General features: G+C 44.6%; 21 protein-coding genes. 10 read left to right on the top strand and 11 right to left on the bottom strand.

Features of this window, described 5'->3' with window-relative positions; translation table 11 throughout:
* Positions 1–4: 4 nt before the first annotated feature.
* The 6 genes from QF117_RS15220 to pspF all read right to left on the bottom strand — a co-directional run bounded on the left by QF117_RS15220 (position 5) and on the right by pspF (position 6,443).
* Positions 5–790 (bottom strand): ATP-binding cassette domain-containing protein, encoded by a 786-nt coding sequence (locus tag QF117_RS15220; protein ID WP_282386587.1) that lies wholly within the window; start codon positions 788–790, stop codon positions 5–7.
* Positions 787–1,782 carry an oligopeptide/dipeptide ABC transporter ATP-binding protein gene (locus QF117_RS15215; protein WP_282386585.1) on the bottom strand — a complete coding sequence of 332 codons (996 nt, stop codon included), beginning with the start codon at positions 1,780–1,782 and terminating at the stop codon, positions 787–789. Before QF117_RS15215 ends, QF117_RS15220 begins: the two co-directional genes overlap by 4 nt.
* The gene (gene sapC / locus QF117_RS15210) at positions 1,782–2,669 is read right to left on the bottom strand and encodes a putrescine export ABC transporter permease SapC (protein ID WP_282386584.1); all 888 of its coding nucleotides are present in this window, start codon (positions 2,667–2,669) and stop codon (positions 1,782–1,784) included. Before sapC ends, QF117_RS15215 begins: the two co-directional genes overlap by 1 nt.
* Positions 2,656–3,618 (bottom strand): ABC transporter permease subunit, encoded by a 963-nt coding sequence (locus tag QF117_RS15205; RefSeq protein ID WP_282386583.1) that lies wholly within the window; start codon positions 3,616–3,618, stop codon positions 2,656–2,658. Before QF117_RS15205 ends, sapC begins: the two co-directional genes overlap by 14 nt.
* A complete protein-coding gene (locus tag QF117_RS15200) occupies positions 3,618–5,237 on the bottom strand; it encodes an ABC transporter substrate-binding protein (protein ID WP_282386581.1) in 1,620 nt (539 codons plus the stop codon). The genes QF117_RS15205 and QF117_RS15200 overlap by 1 nt, the downstream gene beginning before the upstream one ends.
* A 117-nt stretch (positions 5,238–5,354) precedes the next feature.
* Entirely contained in the window at positions 5,355–6,443 is a 1,089-nt protein-coding gene (gene pspF, locus QF117_RS15195) for a phage shock protein operon transcriptional activator (protein ID WP_282386579.1), read from the bottom strand.
* 210 nt (positions 6,444–6,653) lie between these two features.
* On the opposite strand from pspF, the gene pspA reads away from it, so the two are divergent.
* The 7 genes from pspA (at position 6,654) to QF117_RS15160 (ending at position 13,979) form a co-directional block, all read left to right on the top strand.
* Positions 6,654–7,322, top strand: coding sequence for a phage shock protein PspA (gene pspA / locus QF117_RS15190; RefSeq protein ID WP_282386577.1), 669 nt, complete (start codon positions 6,654–6,656; stop codon positions 7,320–7,322).
* Between the two features lie 9 nt (positions 7,323–7,331).
* A complete protein-coding gene (pspB, locus tag QF117_RS15185) occupies positions 7,332–7,565 on the top strand; it encodes an envelope stress response membrane protein PspB (protein ID WP_282386576.1) in 234 nt (77 codons plus the stop codon).
* Entirely contained in the window at positions 7,558–7,947 is a 390-nt protein-coding gene (gene pspC, locus QF117_RS15180; RefSeq protein WP_282386575.1) for an envelope stress response membrane protein PspC, read from the top strand. The genes pspB and pspC overlap by 8 nt, the downstream gene beginning before the upstream one ends.
* 130 nt (positions 7,948–8,077) lie before the next feature.
* Positions 8,078–9,109, top strand: coding sequence for an efflux RND transporter periplasmic adaptor subunit (locus tag QF117_RS15175; protein WP_282386574.1), 1,032 nt, complete (start codon positions 8,078–8,080; stop codon positions 9,107–9,109).
* Positions 9,109–10,197, top strand: a complete 1,089-nt coding sequence (locus QF117_RS15170; RefSeq protein WP_282386573.1) for an efflux RND transporter periplasmic adaptor subunit — start codon at positions 9,109–9,111, stop codon at positions 10,195–10,197. The genes QF117_RS15175 and QF117_RS15170 overlap by 1 nt, the downstream gene beginning before the upstream one ends.
* Positions 10,190–13,300: an efflux RND transporter permease subunit gene (locus QF117_RS15165; protein WP_282386571.1), complete on the top strand. Its 3,111-nt coding sequence runs from the start codon at positions 10,190–10,192 to the stop codon at positions 13,298–13,300. Before QF117_RS15170 ends, QF117_RS15165 begins: the two co-directional genes overlap by 8 nt.
* A 118-nt stretch (positions 13,301–13,418) precedes the next feature.
* Positions 13,419–13,979, top strand: coding sequence for a DNA-3-methyladenine glycosylase I (locus tag QF117_RS15160; protein WP_282386569.1), 561 nt, complete (start codon positions 13,419–13,421; stop codon positions 13,977–13,979).
* Between the two features lie 175 nt (positions 13,980–14,154).
* On the opposite strand, the gene QF117_RS15155 is transcribed toward QF117_RS15160, so the two are convergent.
* Entirely contained in the window at positions 14,155–15,351 is a 1,197-nt protein-coding gene (locus QF117_RS15155) for a cystathionine beta-lyase (RefSeq protein WP_282386568.1), read from the bottom strand.
* A 78-nt stretch (positions 15,352–15,429) separates the two neighbouring features.
* The gene (gene cls / locus QF117_RS15150) at positions 15,430–16,884 is read right to left on the bottom strand and encodes a cardiolipin synthase (protein ID WP_282386567.1); all 1,455 of its coding nucleotides are present in this window, start codon (positions 16,882–16,884) and stop codon (positions 15,430–15,432) included.
* 353 nt (positions 16,885–17,237) lie between these two features.
* Here cls and QF117_RS15145 point away from each other — a divergent pair, with 353 nt between their 5' ends.
* The 3 genes from QF117_RS15145 (at position 17,238) to QF117_RS15135 (ending at position 20,536) form a co-directional block, all read left to right on the top strand.
* Positions 17,238–18,665 (top strand): sodium-dependent transporter, encoded by a 1,428-nt coding sequence (locus QF117_RS15145; RefSeq protein ID WP_282386566.1) that lies wholly within the window; start codon positions 17,238–17,240, stop codon positions 18,663–18,665.
* A gap of 181 nt (positions 18,666–18,846) precedes the next feature.
* Positions 18,847–19,557: a TIGR01621 family pseudouridine synthase gene (locus QF117_RS15140; protein ID WP_282386564.1), complete on the top strand. Its 711-nt coding sequence runs from the start codon at positions 18,847–18,849 to the stop codon at positions 19,555–19,557.
* 46 nt (positions 19,558–19,603) lie between these two features.
* Positions 19,604–20,536, top strand: coding sequence for a class I SAM-dependent methyltransferase (locus QF117_RS15135; protein WP_282386563.1), 933 nt, complete (start codon positions 19,604–19,606; stop codon positions 20,534–20,536).
* Between the two features lie 60 nt (positions 20,537–20,596).
* Here QF117_RS15135 and QF117_RS15130 read toward each other — a convergent pair whose 3' ends face one another.
* The 3 genes from QF117_RS15130 to QF117_RS15120 are packed head-to-tail and all read right to left on the bottom strand — an operon-like array spanning position 20,597 to position 23,526.
* Positions 20,597–21,211, bottom strand: coding sequence for a CDP-alcohol phosphatidyltransferase family protein (locus QF117_RS15130; protein ID WP_282386562.1), 615 nt, complete (start codon positions 21,209–21,211; stop codon positions 20,597–20,599).
* Positions 21,204–21,851: an ATP-binding cassette domain-containing protein gene (locus tag QF117_RS15125; protein ID WP_282386560.1), complete on the bottom strand. Its 648-nt coding sequence runs from the start codon at positions 21,849–21,851 to the stop codon at positions 21,204–21,206. Before QF117_RS15125 ends, QF117_RS15130 begins: the two co-directional genes overlap by 8 nt.
* The gene (locus tag QF117_RS15120; protein WP_282386558.1) at positions 21,817–23,526 is read right to left on the bottom strand and encodes a thiamine ABC transporter permease; all 1,710 of its coding nucleotides are present in this window, start codon (positions 23,524–23,526) and stop codon (positions 21,817–21,819) included. The genes QF117_RS15125 and QF117_RS15120 overlap by 35 nt, the downstream gene beginning before the upstream one ends.

Below are 23,526 nucleotides of genomic sequence, written 5' to 3'. Positions count from 1 at the left end.
CGCTTTATTTGAAAAAAGGCGCTTTATTAAAATGGCTTTCAATCATACGTTGAGTGATAGGATGTTGGGGGTCAGATAACACTTGGTGTGTCTCTCCTGATTCTACGACATCGCCTTCATGCATCACGATTACTTTATCGGTAATGTGCTTCATTATTCCAATATGTTGGGATACGTACACAAAAGAAACGCCCATCTCTTCTTGTAGTTCCAAAAATAGGTTGATGATCTGAGATCGCATTGCCATGTCGAGGCCATTGAGGGCTTCATCTGCAACAATAATGGAAGGCTGAAGAATGAGGGCTCTCGCCAAACAAATGCGCTGTTTTTGCCCTGTTGCTAACATTTGTGGATAGAAATAGGCGTGCTCAGGTAAAAGACCAACTCTTCTTAACGTTTCTTTCACCCGTTTCATTCGAGCGTCAGGAGTCATATTGGTGTTTCTCTTCAGCGGCCCTTCAAGTATTCGGCCCACTTGAATCCTGGGGTTCAAAGACGTGTTTGGATCTTGAAAAATCATTCGAATCAGTTTGCAACGTGTCGAATAGTCTTTGTGCTCTAACAGTTCGCCATTAACGCGAATGTCACCCTCTGTAGGTTCAACCATACCGGAAAGCATTCGAGCAAGTGTTGATTTTCCAGAGCCGTTTTGGCCGATAAATCCGATGGTTTGCCCTGCATCCAATGAAAAACTGACGGGCTTAACCGCGTGTTGAATTTTCTTTCGGAAAAAGCCAGAACGGGTAACAAAGTCTTTTTTCAGCCCGTTGACTTCCAACAATGCGCTCATTGTTTTTTCTCCATGTTAAGAGGAAAGTGGCAAGCAAATTTATGTTGCTTAATCCGCCTAGTAGGGGGAATCATTACGCATTGTTTTTGAGCGTAAGGGCATCGTGGTCCGAGTCGACAGCCAATCGGTAGATGCTGAAGAGGTGGAATAGAGCCGGGTAAAGACTGTAATTTCTGTTTATGCGGAATCCAATCACTGAAATCAGGGACGGCTTTCAGCAATGCAGAAGTATAAGGATGCTTTGGCGCGGACAAAATCTTCTTGGTACTGGCGGATTCTACCGATTGTCCACAATACATTACTGTGATGCGGGTCGCCCATTGAGTAATGGTGGCTAAGTCGTGCCCAACCAACATAATGGTCGTATTGTGCAGTTGATTCATCCGGCTTAACAGGCGCAAAATTTGTGATTGCGTTATTGGATCGAGATCATTGGTCGGCTCATCGGCAATTAATATCTTAGGCTTAGTCGCGATAGCCATTGCGATCATCACTTTCTGGCATTCCCCATCCGTTAGCTCATATGGGTAGCTTTCCATTAAGCTCTTATGATCTTTTATGCCTACTTTATGCAGTAGGGTGATGGCTTGTTTTTTACGCCATTTTAATCGTTCCCACCAGCGCCCTGTAAATGTTCTTGAAGGGATGGATTCAATCAACTGTTTACCGATTTTCTCAGATGGGTCAAGGCAAGTAGAAGGTTCTTGGAAAATCATAGCGATATCACGGGCGATGACTTTACGTCTTTCTCTGGGCGCGAGTTGCAAAAGGTCTATGTTTCCAAAACGCATGCGATCGGCGGTCACTTTCCAGTTGTCTTTACAAACTCCTACAATGGCCTTAGCGACAAGACTTTTACCTGATCCCGACTCGCCAACGAGACCTCGAATCTCTCCTTCATTTAAGGTTAGACTCATTCGATCTACCGCTTTGACTAAGCCTTGAGGGGTGTCTATTTCAATCGTGAGATGGCGAATATCTAATAGCGGCATTATTCAGTCCCCGCATTGAGCGCTTGTCTGATCCCCTCGCCAACCAAGTTGATCACGATAACCGTGACCATAATGGCCAGCCCTGGAAGTGTCACCGTCCAAGGAGCGAGATAAATCAGTTCAACCGAATCACCTAAAATAGCACCCCATTCAGAGCTGGGTGCCTGTGCACCTAATCCGAGAAATCCAAGTGCGGATATATCTAAAATTGCAATCGACAACGCGTAGGTCATCTCTGTGGCGATGACGATCAGAATGTTAGGTAAAATCGAGCTCCATAGGAGGTAAAAATCATTCGCGCCATCTAAGCGGGCGGCCATAATGTAGTCTTTTTCAATCTCATTATGAACGGCAATATAAACAGAACGAATGAAGCGTGGAATAAGAGCAAGACAAATCGCCAAAAGAATATTGAACTCGCCGAAACCGAGAAAGGCGACAAAAATAATGGCCAGCAACAAAGAAGGGATCGACATAATCGTATCAAGCAAATGATTGAGAGTACTTGATAATAGACCTTTGGTCATACCGGCGAGGATACCAATGATGCAACCTATAGTCGCAGCAATAGCCGTTATCACTACCGCAGCCCCAAAGGTGAGTTGAGACCCTTGAATTAGCCGAGAAAGAATATCTCGACCTAAATCGTCAGTCCCTAAAAAGTATTCAACGGTCCCGGATGGGTTCCATGAAGGAGGAATAAGAAGCTGTGTCGATTGCGCTTGTGGATCATGAGGTGTGATCAAGGGTGAAGCGAGTGTAATCAAAATAATGATAACCAAGCACCACAAACCGAACATCGCAAGACTGTTAGAGCGAAAACTTCGCCAGAACCGTTGGAACTGAGTCGGGATATGCTCTTCTTGATAAATGTTATTTGTTAGCATACCAAGCCTTTCTCTCCAATGGGTTAACCATTGCACCAATTAAGTCTGAAATAATATTTGCGGTTAACACAAACGTCGCCACCACCATCACACCGGCCTGTATGGACGTATAATCTTGATTGGATAATGCATCAAGTAACCATCGGCCGATTCCTGGCCAATTAAAGATAGTCTCGGTAATAATCGCCAGGGTCAGCATACTAGAGAGCTGGACACCAATCTTTGGGATGATAGGTGGAATAGCGTTTCTCATTACGTGCTGGGTAATGATCTCTAGGGTCGTGAGACCTCTTATTCGAGCAGCTCGAATGTAATTTTGTGTCATGACTTCCGCGACAGACGTTCTCATCAATCGAATCACTTGAGTGGTGGGTGCCAATGCCAGTACCAAGCAGGGTAATATTAAGTGTTCCAAGACACTTTGAACGGTATGAGCGCGATACTTTCCTTCCGTAAAGAAGGCATCGATCAAAGCAAACCCAGTCACGTGTTCTACCTGGTATAGAAAATCGTACCGACCTGCAATAGGTAAGACTTGATATTCTAAAGAAAACACCATGATCAATAGTAATGCGACCCAAAAAATTGGAGCGGAATAACCGGTCATTGAAGTGAATGAAATAATGCTATCGATCCACTTACCTTGTTTCATCCCTGCGAGCGTGCCGAGTGGAATACCGACAAACATTGAGATGATGAAAGCGATCAAACATAACTCAATGGTCGCAGGGAAAACGATGATGAGTTCGTCAATGATAGGCACCCCATTATTATTGGTGCCAAAGTTAAGCTGAGACAGTTCGACAAGATAGCTTAACCAGCCACTCCAGAAATCAAGATGTGCCCACGGAGATAGGGCATCAAGGCGAACAATATTGAATCCAATGAGCGTCAGCAGCAGCAGAGTAATAAAAAACAGATTCAGACGACGAAGCGTATAGAGAAACATTACTGACTCCGTTCAACTAAGTTAAATGGGGGCAAATTAAAGGGATTGAATTCTATCCCTTTTAGAGAATGGTGGTAAACCTGAAATTGTCTGCCATGGGCAAGTGGAATGACTGGAAATTCATCATTCAAAATATTCTGAGCCTGATAATATAAATTGGTGCGGTAACGAGGTTTGTCGACTTCCAGCGCCAAATCGAGTAAGAAATCAAAATCTGAGTTACACCACATGGAGATATTAAGCCCCGCTCTTTCAGAATCACAGGAGAGTAGAGGCCTAAAGAAATTGTCTGGGTCCCCAGTCGCACCAAGCCAACCGGTTAAAAATAAGTCGATATTATCCCTGTTGTTTGCGTCGCTCCGACTCAATCTATCTTCAGTAATAAGATGCAGTGTGATACCTACATCAGCAAAATTAGCTTGGATCAGCTCGGCAGTTTTACGAGGGCTAGGGTTGTACGCTTTGCTTTCTAAAGGGATGGACATGGTTAATTCTAAACCCGAGTCATAACCGGCTTCTCGCAAGAGAGCTATCGCATAATTCCGGTCGTATCGGATTTGTACTTGGTCTTTCTGATACGCCCAGGATGTTGGTGGTAGAAGTGTATAGGCTAAGCTACCGGTACCGTAATAAACCGAATCGAGGATATTTTGGCGGTTGATGGCAAAACTGAGTGCCTTACGGACTCTGACATCGGTTAACTCTGGGTGAATGGTATTGACCGCTATATACGCAACATTGATGGCCGGTCTTGCGGTTAACACCAGTGACTCTTGCTGCTCAATAATAGGAATTTGGCTTGAAAGAGGTGCGTTCAGGACATCGCACTCATTTCGAAGAAGCTTCGCGAAGGTCCCTGTCCCACGGTGAGAAATATCAAACACCACTTGCTGAAGTTTCGCTGGACCATTCCAGTAGGTATTATGTTTACGAAGACGGACGAAGTCATTGACCAGATATTCATCTAGATAAAATGGCCCAGACCCCACGGGTAAAGTATCGATCTGTCGCTTACGGTCGTTTTTCTCAAGCTGAGTGGCGTATTCCAAAGAGTGAATAACAGCATGGCTTGTCGCGATGTTAGACAAAAATGTGTTATCAGGGCGACTGAGCGTGAACTTGACTTGATGGGCTGTTAAAGCCTGTACATCGATCAGCAGATTTTGAAAATCAATGCCGGTAAACCAAGGGTACTGGCCATTACCCACGTAATGATAAGAATGACTCGAATCTATAATACGTCGAAAACTAAATACAACATCTTCAGCGTTAAGGTTGCGCGTTGGCGTAAACCATTCAGTCGTATGGAACGGAACATCTTCTTTAAGATCGAAAATATATTCGGTACGAGACTTATTCACCGTCCATTGAGTCGCAACACTCGGGATGGGTTGATGCGTTTCTGGATCGAGTACAACTAAAGTATCGAAGAGTTGCGGGCTAAGTGCTTCAGACGTAATACCGCTATCGACAAGTTGTGGATTGAACGTTTGTAAGCCGCCTTGCCCACAAAAAATAAAGCCACTTTGTCGGATTTTATCGTGATCGATATCTTCACCACAGCCGACCAAAAACAGTAGGCCAAAGAATCCAAATGTCAGTTTTGAGAACGCTTTCATAGAAAGAACTTTGTCAGGGGATAAGGCAAAACTAAACCAATATTCATGCCGTCAGATCTCGATAATTTACCATTGTTTGGACATTCAAACCAACTGAAAACAGTTGAATCTATGAGGTTATTGGCCGTTTTGCGCAATCAAGTCGTATTTTCTGACCATGCCTCTTAATTGATGATAGCTCAAGCCTAAAAGCTCAGCGGCTTTTCGTTGGTTAAACTGCGCCTCATTGAGTGCCAGATTCAGCAATGCAATATCTTGTTCTTCTTGCCACGCTTTATAGTCAATTGGCAACGCTAACGGGTTGAGTTTACTCGGTTCTAGTGATTTATCGTCTGAGTATGGCGATACAAAACCATTATTTTGAGGGTTCAAAAGAGCGGAATCTGGCTGCTCGCCCATTTTACTATCGTTATCCTCGTGGTTCACTGTTGTGTTGCCCCAAGCGCCACCAAAGGGGTCAAACACTAGAGTATCAATGGGCTCATCGATGCGATTGTGCTGGTAGATAGCACGCTCAATGACATTTTTGAGCTCTCTGATGTTACCCGGCCAAGTGTATTCAAGAAGTTCTCGCATGGCGCTGTGAGAAAAGCCAGGAAAAAATTCCAGATCCAATTCTTGACACATCTTTATCGCGTAGTGCTCAGCAAGCAGTGGAATATCTTCAGGGCGTTCTCTCAATGGCGGCAAGTGAATAACATCAAATGCGAGCCTGTCGAGAAGATCGGCCCGAAAGAGATTCTTCTGTGCGAGCTGAGGCAAGTTTGCATTCGTCGCGCAGACCAAACGAACATTGGCATTCAGTGTTTTTTGACCACCGACTCGCTCATATTGCCCATATTCGATCACCCTGAGCAGCTTTTCTTGCACGGCTAAAGGCGCGGTGGCGAGCTCATCTAAAAACAGAGTTCCGCCTTCTGCACGTTCAAACCGACCTTGGTGACGACCTTTAGCCCCGGTAAACGCGCCAGATTCATGACCAAACAGTTCCGAATCAATTAAGCCATCACTCAAAGTGGCGCAGTTAAGTGAAACAAGGCTATTTTCCCACCGTCTGGATAGGTAATGAAGCCGCTGAGCGATCAGTTCTTTCCCCGTACCACGCTCGCCAATAATGAGGACGGGCCGTTCAATAGGCGCCAAACGAGAGACTTTATCTAATACTGAGAGAAAGGCTGGGGATTCACCGATCAAGTTTTGGCGCATGATGTCGACTCCATGTTAAGAACGAACTGGTTAAAAATACCAATAGTAGGTTAATTTCATCATAACACAGAGTGGTGGCTAATGACGGATAATATAAGTGTATGATTATAAAGATTTAAAAATTGGCATGCATCTTGATTGTTTCTTTTCATACATCAAGAATGTCAGCGCATATACCGCGCATCGTTACCGTTAATTAGGAGATATATCATGGGTGTTTTTTCTCGTTTTGCAGATATCGTAAACTCAAATATTAGTTCTCTACTTGATAAGGCAGAGGATCCAGAAAAGATGATTCGACTTATCATACAGGAAATGGAAGATACACTGGTTGAAGTAAGAACCAACTCCGCGAAAGCGTTGGCCGATAAAAAAGATCTGAGCCGTAAAATTGAATCAATGGAAGACCAGATTGAAGGTTGGCAGCAAAAAGCAACACTCGCCATTACCAAGCAGCGCGAAGAGTTAGCGAGAGCGGCATTGATCGAGAAGCAAAAACTCATCGAGATCCTCAAAGGGCTGCAAGCTGAAAACGTATTGGTGGAAGATACGATTGAAAAGCTTAGCGGTGAGGTAAGTAAATTAGAGAGCAAGATCATTGAAACGCGAGCTAAGCAACAAACACTGGCGATTCGAAACCAAACAGCAACCAGCCGACGTGATGTCCAAAAGCATCTTCATACTAGTCGTACTCATGAAGCTATGGCGAAGTTTGAGCAGTATTCACGTAAAGTGGATGAACTGGAAGCGGAAGCGGATGTGTATGCCAAGAGTGGTAATGCAAAATCCTTAGATCAGGAATTTGCCGAGCTCCAAGCGCAAGATGAAATTGAACAAGAGCTGGCGAAATTAAAGCAGCAAATGAAAGATAAAGGATAGGAGAGTTCTATGTCATCGTTTTTGATCGCTGGGCCATTGATGGTTTTTTTAATCTTTGTGGCTCCCTTATGGTTATTTTTACATTATCGAGCAAAACGTCATTCCGGTAATGGGTTATCCAAAGAAGATAACCAACGGATCCACCATTTGTCAGAGCAAGCAGAAAAGCTGCAATCTAGAGTGGTGACGTTAGAGAGAATTCTAGATGCTGAGTCCCCCAATTGGAGATCATCTTATGACTAAACGCGAACTCTACAGAGATGTTCAAAATAGTAAACTGACCGGCGTTTGTGCTGGTTTAGCGAACTACTTCAGTGTCGAGGTTTGGTTGATTCGAATCCTAGTCATATCTGCGGCATTACTTGGTGCTGGATTTCTGGTTCTCCTGGCTTATGTCGCGATGACACTGATGATTGAGAAACAGCCGGTGAATTATTCTCAAGACATCAAAACTCAACAAGAGCACAAGCTAAAAAGTAAGCCTTGGCAACAAGGCAAGAGTGCCAGTGAACTGCTAAAAACGTTAGAAAGTGATTTTGATACACTGGGAGGGAAATTAGGAAAAATGGAGGCCTACGTCACCTCTGATGCGTTTAAAGTCAACCGCGAGTTTAAAAATCTTTAATCAATAATGAGAGTGGCATCAAATACCACTCTCTACTCATTTGATTTCAATGAATTAACCGATTATTCACTGGTATCCATCAGGGTATTCAACTATCTTTGTAACTAAATGATTCTGTTGGGTGCTACACATGGCAAAGTATATTTATCTCATTGTCTTTAGCGCAATCTTAAGTGGTTGTGGTAAAGATCTTCCTCCTGTACCTGAGCCGGAATCACGGCCTGCAAAATTATTCACAGTATCGGTTGGTAATAACCAGTTTGAACGCACTTTCCCCGCGACAACCGAAGCGGGTGATAAAGCGATATTGACTTTTAGGGTTCCTGGCCAACTGCAATCGATTGATGTAACTGCCGGGCAAAATGTCAAAAAAGGTGAGCAGTTAGCGGCTTTAAACCCAGATGAATACGCCTTACTGGCCAAGCAAGCCCAAGCCAATTTCATGTTGGCTGACGTGCAGTTTGAACGTTACAAAAAGTTGCATATTGATAAAGTAGTGTCAGAACAAGACTTTGACCAAGCCAAAGCGAATCACAATTCTGCGCGAGCTATCCTCTCTCAAGCGAAAGCAAATCTTAGATACACTACACTGATCGCGCCCTATGACGGCACCATTTCACTTTCCCCAGCTCAAAACTTTGAATTTGTGAGCGAGAAAACAGGGGTAATGAACATTCAAACGAACCAGTTGCTGAAAGTGGTGTTTCAGTTACCTGATCATCTGTTGAACCGTTTTTCGCAAGATCTTAACCCTAGTGTCACCATGACGTTTGATGCTTTCCCCGACACGAGTTATCCGCTTCTCTTTCAAGAAATAGACACAGAAGCAGACCGGAACACGGGGGCTTATAAAGTGACGATGGTGATGGAACGGCCAAAGGATGTCGGTATTCTTCCTGGAATGGCAGGCCGTGTCCGAGCCATCGTTGATGCGGGTCAATCTACCCGAATCCCATCATCTGCACTGTTTGAAGAAGATGGAAAAACACGAGTATGGCGTGTTACACCATCGGGTCTAACAGAGAAAGCAACGGTTGAAGTGAATGATAAGCGAGAAGTACTCTCTGGCTTAAATGATGGTGATCAAATCATCGTATCTGGCGTTGGTGGCATTGAAAGTGGCATCAAAGTCCGAGAGTGGGTTAAGGAGAGAGGGCTGTAATGATGAAACAATGGAAAACAGTTGGCTTGTTCGCATTCAGTATCGTTTTGGTGGGATGTAAAGATACCGTTGTAAAGACTGAAATGGCTCCTCTTAACGTTAGGGTTGCTGATCTATCGATTTCTGAAGTGACAGAATCGCTTTACTTCCCCGCTGTGGCAAATGCGGCAGAGCGCTCTCATTTGAGCTTTCGAGTATCAGGCGAAATCAGCCAGTTAAGCGTAAAAGAAGGGGACCGAGTTAAGAAAGGGCAATTGATTGCTAGGCTAGATCCCACCGATTATCAGCTTGATGTCGACAACGCTCAGGCTCGATTTACCGTTGTGAATAATCAGTTTAATCGTTCCAAACCCCTCGTTAACAAAGGGCTTTTGGCTAAGTCACAATTTGATGAGATTGCGGCGCAAAGACAAATAGCCTTGGCCGAATTAGAGTTGGCGAAATTAAGACTGTCGTTCACCCAGCTTAAAGCCCCTGTTGATGGCGTTATTTCTCGAGTTAATACTGACCAATTTGAAAATGTTCAAGTTGGGCAGCACATTGTCAACATACACAGTGTTGAAACAGTAGAGATACTCATACAGTTACCAGATAGGCTTTACGTCAATGCGCCAACTCGCCAGGTTGTAGAGTCGATTCAAACGGTCGTCAGAGTGCCTAGTGGCAATGAATATGAGGCATCAGTAAAAGAATTTACCACCGAGCCGGATCCGGCAACAGGTACATTCACTGCCACATTGTCTATGCCGATGCCAGAAAGCGAATATATCCTCGACGGTATGGCTGTTGAAGTTGCCGCCATGGGTGAGGGCCTTGGGCATAGTATCAGCGTCGGGGCTTCTGTCCCTGTAGAAGCGATCTTTAATGGGGATGGGGATGCCTTAGAAAGAGACAATAAATACGTGTGGATTTTACAAAGTGACAATACGGTAACAAAACAAAAAGTCACATTAGGCAAAGCATCGCAAAACTCATTTAAAGTACTCGATGGGCTAGACAAAACTAACGTCGTCGTTGTTGCAGGACTTTCTAAATTGCGAGAGGGAATGAAAGTGAACGTGATTTCAGAGGTAGCATTTAATGAGTGATTTGAAGCAAGCGATACCCGACCAAACGAATGAAGAAGAAAAAGGAATCGCGGTTTATTTTATCAAGAATAAAGTCATCAGCTGGATGATTTCACTGATCTTTTTGATTGGAGGCGTGTCTGCCTTTTTTGGGTTAGGTCGTCTTGAAGATCCTGCCTTTACGATCAAAGACGCTATGGTCGTGACTCAGTATGCAGGTGCGACTCCTCAGCAAGTCGAAGAAGAGGTGACTTATCCTTTAGAGAAAGCCATTCAACAGCTTACTTATGTGGATGAAGTTAATTCGATTTCCAGCCGAGGGTTGTCACAAATAACGGTGACGATGAAGAACAATTATGGCCCAGATGACTTGCCGCAGATCTGGGATGAGTTGCGTCGAAAGGTCAATGATCTGCAAGGGTCATTACCACCAGGGGTGGGCGCTCCTAAAGTCATCGATGACTTTGGTGACGTTTACGGTATTTTGCTCGCGGTGACAGGGGATGGGTACGGTTATAAAGAGCTGCTGGATTATGTAGATTACCTAAGACGAGAGCTAGAGTTAGTTGATGGCGTGAGCAAAATCTCCGTCTCTGGGCAACAGCAAGAGCAGGTATTCATTGAAATATCGATGACTCGAATGAGTAGCCTTGGCTTGGCGCCGGCAACGGTATTCAACTTACTTTCAACACAGAACCTAGTGTCGGATGCAGGTGCTATAAGAATCGGCGATGAATACATTCGAATTCATCCTACGGGCGAGTTCGAAAATGTTGAGCAACTTGGTGATTTAATCATTAATGAAAATGGCGCTTCAGGGCTTATTTATTTACGTGATGTTGCCAAAATCACCCGTGGTTACCAGGAAGTACCGAGTAATATTATTAACTATAACGGCGATGTCGCGCTTAATATTGGTGTTTCTTTTGCAACCGGTGTTAACGTGGTTGAAGTCGGTGAACGGTTTGATCGGCGCTTAGCCGAGTTAAAGTACCAGCAGCCTGTTGGCGTGCAGATAGCAGAGATATACAGTCAACCCAAGGAAGTGGACAAATCGGTAAGTGGGTTTGTTGTCAGTCTTGGCCAAGCGGTTGCGATCGTCATCATCGTGCTGTTGTTTTTTATGGGCTTAAGGTCCGGGTTATTGATTGGTCTGATTCTCTTACTGACCGTCTTCGGCACCTTTATATTCATGCAGTATTTCAAGATCGATTTGCAACGTATCTCATTGGGTGCGTTGGTGATTGCGCTAGGGATGCTGGTGGACAATGCCATTGTGGTGGTTGAAGGAATACTCATCGGCACCCAAAAAGGACGAACCCGCACCCAAGCCGCCACTGATATTGTTACACAGACGAAATGGCCACTACTCGGTGCTACTATTATCGCGGTGACGGCATTCGCGCCGATTGGGCTTTCTGAAGATGCCACTGGCGAATATTGTGGCACCCTGTTCACGGTGTTGCTGATCTCGTTGATGCTCAGTTGGTTTACCGCTATTTCACTGACGCCGTTTTTTGCTGATATGTTTTTCAAAGGGCAAAAGCTTCCAGAGGGCGATGAGAACAGTGATCCATACAATGGGGTTGTGTTTGTTGCCTACAAAAACTTCCTAGAGTTTTGTATGAATCGCGCTTGGTTAACTGTGATTGTATTGGTTGTGGGGTTAGGTGTTAGCCTTTATGGTTTCACCATGGTGAAGCAATCCTTCTTCCCTTCATCAACGACTCCGATGTTTCAAGCTGACATTTGGTTACCTGAAGGTACGGATATCCGCGCCACCAATACCAAGCTCAAGGTTTTAGAGTCTTGGCTATCAGAGCAAGATCATGTTGAACATGTGACGACCACAGCGGGTAAAGGTTTACAGCGTTTCATGCTGACTTATGCACCAGAGAAAAGTTACGCAGGTTATGGAGAAATCACCACTCGTGTTGATGATTACGAAGCCTTGCACAATCTTATGGAAGCGTTCCGTCAGTATGTTGAGTCTGATTTCCCAGAAATCAGTTACAAGCTCAAGCAGATAGAACTCGGTCCTGGTGGTGGCGCGAAAATTGAAGCGCGAATAGTGGGGTCAGATCCGACTATTCTAAGAGGGCTGGCGGCGCAGGTTTCAGAGATTATGTCTGCCGACCCAAATGCAACCAATGTACGTCACGATTGGCGTGAGCGAACAAAAGTCTTAGAGCCTCAATTTAACGAAAGCCAGGCTCGACGTTACGGTATCACAAAATCGGATGTTGACGATTTCTTGTCCATGTCGTTTTCAGGTAAGTCTGTCGGGGTTTATCGAGATGGCACGACGCTAATGCCGATAGTGACCCGATTGCCGGAAGATGAACGGGTTGATATTCGTAATATTGAAGGCATGAAAATGTGGAGCCCTGTACTCAGTGAATACATTCCTTTACAGCAAATCACACTTGGGTATGAGCTACGTTGGGAAGACCCAATCATAGTGCGCAAAAACCGTAAGCGTGTCCTTACTGTGATGGCCGACCCAGACATTCTAGGTGAAGAGACGGCGTCTACGTTACAAAAAAGGTTAATGCCACAAATTGAAGCGATAGATATGCCGCCAGGGTATTTTCTAGAGTGGGGTGGGGAATATGAATCTTCTCGTGATGCGCAAGAGTCATTGTTTACCACGATGCCATTGGGCTACTTGTTTATGTTCCTTATCACGGTCTTCCTATTTAACTCAGTGAAAGAGCCGTTGATTGTTTGGCTTACTGTACCGTTAGCGATCATAGGGGTAACAACGGGCTTGCTCGCCTTGAATACCCCTTTTGGTTTTATGGCGCTGCTTGGGTTCTTGAGTCTGTCCGGTATGCTGTTGAAAAACGGGATTGTATTGCTTGATCAAATTGAAATAGAAATGCGCACAGGAAAAGAGCCTTACGTTGCTGTGGTAGACGCGGCCCTTAGCCGTGTGCGACCTGTTTGCATGGCAGCGGTCACGACGATCTTGGGTATGGTTCCATTGTTGCCTGATATCTTCTTTAAACCGATGGCCGTCACAATTATGTTTGGCTTAGGGTTTGCAACCGTATTGACGCTTATCGTAGTGCCTGTGCTGTATCGACTCTTTCATGGACTCAAAATACCGAACAAGATTTAACGGTTACTAATGGGTGGATTGATTCACCCTAGAAAAGACATATAGACACTCAATGCCTCTGATATTTCAGGGGCATTGCTTTATTGCTTTGTTGCTTTAAGGAGAAGGAGAAAGAGTAATGGCAAATGAAACGTGTGCTTGGGCACTGAACCATCCTTTGGAAAAGGCGTACCATGATGAAGAATGGGGACGCCCTGTGTATGACGATCGCGTTCTTTTTGAGTTTATTACGCTGGAAGGTGCACAAGCCGGGTTGAGTTGGATCACCATTTTGAAAAAGAGGGAAGGCTATCGTTCTGCTTTTCTAAACTACGACATACAAAAACTTGCCGAGCTAGACGAATCGAATGTAGCAAGGATTATTGAAAGCTATGACGTCGTGAGACATAAAGGAAAAATAGCATCGGTTTACAATAATGCACGCGCCACAATGAAACTGCAGCAGGAATATGGCTCATTATCAAACGCACTTTGGCAGTTTGTAGAAGGTCAGCCACGAGTCAATGGGTGGACATCCGTGGATCAAGTGCCCGCTTTCACCGCAGAATCGACAGCCATGAGCAAATTTCTAAAAAAGAATGGTTTTAAATTTGTTGGCGAAACGATCTGTTATGCATTTATGCAAGCGATGGGAATGGTCAACGATCATCTTATTGATTGCCCCCAATATCAGCGTTAGCCATCACTGAAAGACAACAAGTGGTAAACAACAGGCGATATAGGATGAGGAAGAAACACAGACATTGGCAATTTTAGCCTTTCGACTGAATTAACGAGTCGAAAGGCACATTCTTCGATTCCGCAGCTCAGAGCTTGCAAGTGGATCAAAGCTTGCAAGTGGAGCAAAGTTTAGATTATTGAGCTGACGCCACTGCTTGCTTGTAGCGCTCGAGGCCAGATTTTAGATCGTCAATCAAATCATCTACGTTTTCAAGGCCCACATGAATACGAATCAAAGTCCCTTCAAAGTTTGGGTTCGCAACGGTACGTAAACTGTTAAAGCTTCTAGGTTCGTTCGCTAAAATCAGGCTTTCAAACCCACCCCATGAATATCCCATGCTGAAATGACGCATTCCATCGAGCAGTTCTGTGGTTGCCTTAGGGTGAGACTCTTTTAGAACAAAAGAGAACAGGCCGTTACCGCCAGTGAAATCTCTTTCAAAGAACTCATGGCCAGGGCAGGAAGCAAGCGCCGGATGACGGACATGATCGACGTCAGGGTGACTTTCTAACCATTTGGCGATGGTCAAGCTATTTTCAGCGTGCTGTCGCAAACGAACATCCAGTGTCCGTATCCCTCGTAGTGCCAAGTAAGCGTCGTCCGGTGACACGCATTGGCCCATCAAATAACTTTGCTCTCTAAGTTGAGGCCAGTGCTTTTCATTCGCGACTGCGGTCCCTAACATGACATCGGAATGCCCAACGATGTATTTAGTCGCCGCTTGTATGGAAATATCGACACCGTATTCAAACGGCGAGAAGTTAACACCCGCTGCCCAAGTATTATCGAGCATAACGATGATATCGTGCTTGTGTGCAATGCGCGATAACGTGGGTATATCTTGAATTTCCATCGTTACAGAACCTGGGGACTCGGTAAACAATATCTTGGTATTTGGCTGAATAAGATCGCGAATACCTTCACCGATAAGTGGGTTGTAGTAGGTGGTTTCAACGCCCATTTTTTTCATAATAGTATTACAAAAATCACGAGTCGGTTCGTAGCAAGTGTCGACCATCAAAATGTGATCGCCAGTTTCAACAAACGATAAAATGGCGTTTGATATTGCGGCGGTTCCACAAGGATAAAGTGCGCATCCCGCACCACCTTCTAGTTTTGTCATTGCATCTTGGAACGCAAAGTGTGTATTTGTTCCTCGGCGTCCGTAGAAAAGCGTTTTATTCGCTCTGTTCAATGTTGCCGCATTTTTTTCAGCAACGGTATCAAATACGATGGTTGATGCACGTTGTACCGGAGGGTTAACCACACCATTGGTCCATTTCTTATCTCGCCCAGCGGTGATGAGCTGGGTCTGTTTCCCCTTTGACATATCAGTTCCTTGTCTACGAATTTTGATAACGCTATTTAAAGCATGGAGTTGCTATTGGTTTCAACCCCTAAAGCGCTTTTAAAGAAGCGGATTGAATAAAAAGAAGGCTCGTTCTAAGAATCTATGGTGAAGTGGGCGTTCTTGCCACTTTTCTTGGTCAACAGGATACGACTGCTCAATATATTGCTGTTGAAGCCACGACATTTCTTTAGTAAACGCTGGATCTTGCACGGCTAAGGTCACTTCAAAATTGAGCCACAAACTGCGCATATCCATATTGACGGTTCCGACAAGGCAGAAATGGTCATCAATAACGACCGATTTGGTGTGCAGCAACCCCCCATGAAACTCATGAATGTTCACCCCCGCGTCGAGCAGATCGCCATAAAAGGCACGCGATGCCCACTTAACCATGATTGAATCATTTTTATGAGGGATGATGATATCAACGGAAACACCACGCTGAGCGGTTAATTTTATGGTCTCAAGTAAATCGTTACTAGGAACAAAGTAAGGGGTAGTAATTTTGACCGAATGATTCGCCTGATGCATGGCTAAAGCGAGAACTTGCATGATCAAGTGTTCTGGCATACCAGGGCCTGAAGGAACCACTTGAACGGGGTTTTGTTGTTCATTGGGCTGAATTGTGCATTCCGGCTGTTTGGGTAAGTGACGTTGGCCTGTTTCAACTTCCCAGTCCCAGCTATGAATCGCGGATAAAACGTTAACCGTCGGGCCAGTAATGCGAATCATGATATCAATCCATTGCCCGACATCGGCGCTTTGTTTGAAAAAAGCGGGATCGACAAGATTCATTGAACCTGTGTACGCAATAGTATCATCGATGACAATAATCTTGCGGTGCTGGCGAAGATCAAGACGGCGTAGAAACATTCGCCATGGGCTGACTTCTAAAGCTTGAACCACTTGAATACCTGAATCTTTCATCATCCGGCACCAAGGGCTTTTGAAAAAGCGTGGGCTTCCAGCAGAATCGAGCAGCAGTTTAACTTTAACCCCTCGCTTAGCGGCTTGAATAAGGGCACTTGCAACCGAATCAGCCAGACCGCCTGGGTGCCAGATATAGAAAACCATACTGATGCTATGTTGCGCTTTTTCTACATCTTCAATAATCGAATGAAGAATCTCGTCAGGTGAGTTTTGTAAAGACAAAGAATTGCCGACAAGGGCAGGTATGCTCATACGGTTATTGCACAGCTCGTCAATTTTGGAGATGTGCCCATCGAGTGACTCTGGAAGGTGCGCTTGGCAGTGATTCAATTGACGAAACCAATGCTGAAAGGGGGTAAACATCTCTTTGGTTCGTTCCGCACGTTTACGGCCTAAATTGAGCTCGCCGAAAAGAAAATAGCAAGCTACGCCGACAACAGGAACAATGTAAATGATCATAAGCCAAGCTAGCGAAACACTAACAGCCCGCCTTTTCAGGACAATTCGTAAAGTAACACCAGCGACTAGAAACCAGTAAATGCCAATACTTGCTAGCGTAAGAAAGTGATAAAACTTATCCATATACACACAACATTGAATGAGAGAAGTTTGATAGTAATGGGAATCTAATAATATAGAAACGTGTAAATGCACTAATATGAAATTAGTAACAGTATAATATTGTTAAATTTTAGTGATAAATAGAATTAGAGGAATATGGCTGGCTAAAAATGCAACAGATAAACTGCAAATTGGGATTGTAGGCCGTAATTTATACTTTGTGGGGTTCCAATTTTAATCGCAAACTGGTTTACTTGCTAGGCATGAGCGTCACATAACCTTTGTAGGTTGTATATTTTAGTTTACACGCTAACTTTACACTCAACCTTTTGGACGCCAAATAAGACAAACACAACTAAAGATTTGGAGATAACGTGGCGACTAATACAACCACAGCACCCCGTGATACCTGGGGGTCGAAACTTGGATTCGTAATGGCAGCGGCAGGTTCAGCCGTAGGCCTAGGTAATATTTGGAAATTTCCGTATACAGCAGGTGAAAGCGGCGGCGGTGCGTTTGTTTTAATTTACCTTCTGTTTGTGATCTTTATCGGTTTCAGCGTCATGCTAACGGAATTTGCCGTTGGTCGTAAGACCGGTGTTTCAGCGGTAGGTGCTTTTAAATCGACAGACAGACGTTGGTCGTTCGTCGGCGTAATTGGTGTTTTCAGTGGTCTATTGATCATGGGTTTCTACCCAGTTGTTGGTGGTTGGGCAATTGCTTACATCTACAAACTGTCAACGGGTCTATTGAGTGCCCCTGAAGCGATCGGTGATAGCTTTGGTGCGTTTATCTCAAACCCAATTGAGCCGTTGATGTGGATGGGTCTTTACCTACTTCTAAACATCGCTATCGTTGCTCGCGGTATTTCTGGTGGTATCGAAAAAGCAGGCAAAATTTTAATGCCTATGCTATTCATCATCCTAATTATCGTTTCTGTTAAGGGAATGATGCTACCGGGCGCAAGCGCGGGTCTAGAGTTCCTATTCAAACCAGACTTTTCAAAGGTAGACAGTAGCGTAGTGTTGGCTGCTCTAGGGCAAGCGTTTTTCTCTCTAAGCCTAGGTATGGGTTGTATGATCACATACGGTAGCTACCTGAAGAAGAAAGAGAACCTAGTTCAAACGACCGCTATGGTTACGGCGATGGATACCAGTGTTGCTATCCTTGCTGGTGTTGCAATGTTCCCTGCAATGTTCGCATTTGGTATGGCACCAGCAGCTGGCCCAGGTCTAGTGTTCGTTGTTGTTCCTCAGCTATTTGCTGAAATGGGCGCAGTTGGCTTGATGTTCGCACTGATGTTCTTCGTTGGTCTAAGTGTTGCAGCTCTAACATCTTCAGTATCTCTACTTGAAGTGGTTGTATCGTACTTAATCGATGAGAAAGGTTTGAAGCGTTCTTCAGCCGTAGGGCTTGCAGCGACAGTAATGGCTGTGTTGTGTGTGTTCTCTTCAATTTCTCTAGGTGGCTTAGGTCCTCAACTGTTTGGTACAGGTGCGTTCGATGTATTTGACCTACTAACAGATAAAATCTTCCTAGCGGTTGGCGGTATGCTGATATGTATCTTTGCGGGTTGGAGACTTAACCGTGAAGATCTAGAAAAAGAAATCACTAACGACGGTACGGTCAAATTCCCTCTATTCGGTCTTTGGTACAACCTAGTGAAGTACGTGATTCCTTTTGCTGTAGCGATTGTTGCTATCGCAGGTATCAAGGCAGGCTTTGATAGCGGTAAAGGTGCAATCATGCTGATTGGCTTAGGCGTTATCGTAGTATCTGGCTTCATTTCTAAGAAGTTGTAAGTTTTCCATAGAGCCAGCTTTATCGCTGGCTTTATTGAATTGAAAAGCGAGAAGCATTGATTTGTTTCTCGCTTTTTGTTTTTTAGCAGTGCATATGGGATAGACAGAGGTGGAACGTCAACTACCACTGGCATCCTACGTGATACTGGGTATACTCCAACTCGAAAATGGAGCTAGCCTGATGTTCGATATACTTTATACCCATACAGATTTTCTTGTTATCAACAAACACCCAAATGTGTCTGTCCACAAAGACGATGGTGATACCATGCTTCTTCAAGAAGTTGGACGCCAAAGTGGCGATGATCAGTTGTATTTAGTACACCGACTGGACAAGATGACATCAGGGATTCTGCTATTAGGGCGAAACAAAGAAAGCGCTAGCTCACTCTCCAAAGCCTTTGCTAACCGAGAGGTCGCGAAGTTTTATCTCGCAATTAGCAGTAAAAAACCCAAGAAGAAACAGGGTCTTATTATTGGGGATATGGAACGCTCTCGTCGATCAAGCTGGAAATTGACTAAGTCTCAAAATAACCCAGCAATTACACAGTTTATGTCCCTGCCTGGTGAGCCTGGTGAGCGCCTATTCTTATGTAAACCTCATACAGGCAAAACTCATCAGATACGTGTCGCTCTTAATTCTGTTGGCTCTAGTATTGTTGGTGATTCGATTTACAATGCCAGTAGTCAAGCAGATCGTGGCTACCTCCATGCCTTTGCTCTTAACTTCACATATAAGGCGCTAGAGTTTCAGTTTGTTTGCGATCCCAGAGAGTATTCTACGTTAGGTGAGAAGTGGCATGAGCCAATTGTGAGTGAAGGCATTGCAACATGGCTAAAGCCCGACTTGTTGGCTTGGCCAAAGCTTAAAAATAGCCCTAAGCCAAAATAAGACAAAAAATAACTTAACTAATAATTAAATATTGATAGAGAAGAATATGCAGGTTTCACAACTACCGATTTTTTTTGAACATATCGAATCTGAACTCGCACAAGCGCCGAATGAATTGCGTCGCCTTTTTCATGGTAGAGGACACAACTGGCAAGGACTTGAACAGATGACCTGTGACTGGCTACAAGGTCAGATGATCGTTAGCTTGTTTAAGTCGGTGGATGACGCGTTCCTAATGAGCCTAAAAAATGGTTTGTTAGCGTTTACCCAAACGTCGCCCTGGCTAGAGAAGTCTGGTTCTTGCATCGTTGTTCAACATCGATATACCGACGGTGCGCCTTCTGAAGTTTTAGTTGGCGAGTTAGAGTCTAGGCCTGTCGTGACAGAAAGTGGGTTAAAGTATCAATTGGACATCGGCCGAAACCAGAACTTTGGTTTATTCTTAGACATGCGCTTAGGTCGTGAATGGGTAAAAGAACGATCTGAGAAAAAAAATGTGCTTAATCTGTTTGCTTACACCTGTGGTTTTTCCGTTGTGGCAATAGAAGGTGGCGCGACCAAAGTGGTGAACGTCGATATGTCGAAATCATCACTGAGCAAGGGGCGTGAAAATCACCGATTGAATGAGCATGACGCGCGGTCAGTCAACTACCTTGGCTATGACATCTTCAAGTCTTGGGGAAAGATCAAGAAGATGGGACAGTATGATTTAATCATCATTGACCCGCCTTCGTTTCAAAAAGGCAGCTTCGCCTTAACTAAGGATTACAAGAAAATCTTACGCCGACTGCCTGATCTTTTAACGGAAGGTGGTGAAGTTCTTGCGTGCGTTAATTCGCCTGTTGTGAACAGTGAATTCCTTGTTGATAGCATGAAAGAAGAAGCGCCAAGCCTTTCATTTCAGTATCGATTGGACAACCCTCCAGAGTTTATTGATACAGACCCTGAAGCGTGTCTAAAAGCGCTTGTGTTCAGTTAAATCATGGCGTTGGTAGCACGTATGATGCATAAAAAAGTAGCGCTCTTTAGCGCTACTTTTTTATTTGGTTTCATTCAGAGTATGGAACCCCGAGTAGATACGGTTGGCGGTCGTAAACCAACACGCAGCTGAATAAATATAAGCGATGAGAGCGAAGTGCATTGGGAACAAACAGAAGGTAATGAAACACGCGATGGTTTCTGTCCCTTCAGTCAACCCGCTCATGTAATACAGCGATTTATGTTTATACACTGGGTTTTCAATTCCTCGCTTGCCCGCCATCACAGCAAAGGCTAAGAAACTTGTTCCCGTCCCGATGAACGAAAAAATTAAAAAAGCTCCGGCAATCGCGTTTTGATCAGGGTTGGCTAAGATGAACCCAAATGGGATAAGCGAGTAGAAAATGAAATCTAAACTGATGTCGAGAAACCCGCCTGCATCGCTTATCCCCTGAATCCGTGCGAGTGCGCCATCAAGTCCATCACAAACGCGGTTAATAACAATCAGAAACAAAGCCAGGTGATATTGCTCTAGAGCCAAAGCGGGCAGAGCTAGGCAACCAATGAAAAATCCGAATAAAGTTGTCTGATTGGCAGTAATGCCGACGCGATTTAGTCCTTTTGCTGCGGTTGCTAACGGCCATCGAATGATTTTGATGCTAAGACTATCAAGCATGATGCGTCTCCCAAGGCCAGCTATACACCTTACTGTTTGGTGGCACGTCTTCTTTGTCGTGCGTAACCATCAATGTTGGTATGTTGGCGTTGCTGAGTTCACTAATGACCCAGTCTCGAAATTGACCTCGCAACTCTTTATCGAGCTTACTGAATGGTTCATCGAGCAACGCGAGTTTGGGTTTAGCCAATAACATGCGAGTTAGGCTAATACGAGCGCGTTGGCCGCCAGATATTTGATCTGGTAGTGCGTTGGCCAATTGAGTCAGGGAAATGGCTTCAAGGGCTTCCAATGCCTGCTTCTTTCGGGCTGCGCCTTTTATGTGATTAGGTAAAGCAAAAGCCAGGTTTTCCCAAACACAGAGATGCGGAAACAACAAATCATCTTGAAACAGAATGCCCACGTCACGTTTATGTGCCTCAAGCTGAGACAGATCTTTCCCGTTAAGGGTTACCTGGCCATCATAAGTAAATTCATTTGAAAGATGGCCCGCAACAAGATCTAACAGGGTCGATTTTCCACAACCACTAGGGCCCATGAGAGTAAGGATCTCGCCATTATGGATAGTCATAGTGATAGACGAAAATAGAGGTTCGCCATTCTTTTTAATGATGGAAAGGTTTTTGAGACAAAGACTCATTCGGTAATAGACCTTTATTAGAGAGTTTACGAGAGCGAACGCTAAATCGACTTAATAGAATTGCAGCAGAGAAAAAGAGTAAGGGCAACAGCATTTGCCATAGCGCATAAATTGCAGTGACTCGTCGGTCAAAACCGCTCGAAAGAGCAACCGCTTCCGTGGTAACCGTGGTAATTCGACCTGCTCCTAGCATTAATGTAGGTAGATATTGAGCCAAACTGACACTGGCACCAATCGCCCAAGCAAAAATCAGACTGGGAAAGAGAAGGGGCATTTTTATTTTCCACCAAACACTAATAGGGTGTTTTCCAAGGCTTAAAGCCGATTTCGTTAAGTTACTATTATAGCTGCGCCAAGCGCCATCGAGAGACAAATAGACAAAAGGAAAGGCGAAAAACACATGAGACCAAAGAGTCCAAAGGAAGTAACTGCTTTGATTGATATACAAGGTGATGATCTGGATGCCAAATAAAATAGACAGTTGTGGAATCAACATTGGAATGGCGATGAGGTAGTCCGACAGTGCCCAACGATGTTTCAGGCGATACTCGTGAGCAATCACGGCAAGCATTAAAGCCATCGAAGCACAGGCAAGCGCGAGCGTCAGGCTTTGTAGAATATTGCCTAAAAGGCCAAACCATTCATATTGCCAATAACGAGTCGTAAAGTTGCTAGGCAGTAAATCCGGGAATCGCCATCGCTGAGCGAAGCTCCACACGACCGTTAAAGGGATGATTAACATCGATAAGGCGAATACCGCGACCAATACAGGTTTTCCGCCTAACGATTGTCCATACCGCCCTGAGAACTGCCAACCTCGTAGCCCATGAATGAATACCCATTCAAATAAGCGAGCAAACCCCATTAATAATGACGCTAATAGAAACAAAACCATGGCGCCAGCGGCTGCGCGGGGGAGTAACGTTAAGTCTGGGTCACTAAACCATTGCCAAACCAGTACCGCAAATGTCGGTGGGTTAGTCGGGCCAATGATCAGAGCAATATCAACAACCGATAGACTGTAAGCAAGCACCGCCAGTAAAGGAAAGCGCATTTTCCTAATCCACTGGGGAAAAATGCATTTCCACCATGTTTGAGCGCGGTTATACCCCAACGAAGCGGTCACCTTTTCTAATTGGTCGACATTCATTTGTTTGAGTATCGACATGCTCATCAATAACAAGAAAGGAATTTCTTTTAGAGCAAGCATAACCACAAGACCAATGGCATACGGGTCGTTCACCAACAAAGGAAGATCATTGACCGTTTGCTGATTCACGTCATAGCCAACAGAATTGAAGAGTACTCGGGAAATTAGGCCTGTCGGAGCGAAAAGAAAAGCAAAGCCAATCGCAAAAGCAACGTGGGGAAGCGCGAGCAGCGGTGAGAGTGCTAACTCAATCTTATTCCAAAACGGCTTTCCCCAACAAGACAATAAGATTGCAAAAGAAAGCAATGCAGCAAGATAGCTACTGGCCAGTGCTGAAAACAAAGAGAGCCCAATGGACTGCCAGACACCTTGCCATTCAAATACCCACTGAAACCCAAGAAAAGAGAGAGTGTGCATGTTGATCGGCGGTATATAGCTAAAAGAAGAAGCGATCACACCGACTACCCCAGGGATAGTCGGAATAAAACAGATCAGGATAATGAAAGGGTACAGCGCTCTCAACAT

Origin of the sequence: Vibrio sp. YMD68 (assembly GCF_029958905.1) — a bacterium.
In the GTDB taxonomy this organism is placed as follows: Bacteria; Pseudomonadota; Gammaproteobacteria; order Enterobacterales; family Vibrionaceae; genus Vibrio.
Note: the sequence above shows the minus strand (reverse complement) of the source record. Positions and strands in the feature narration are given on the sequence as shown.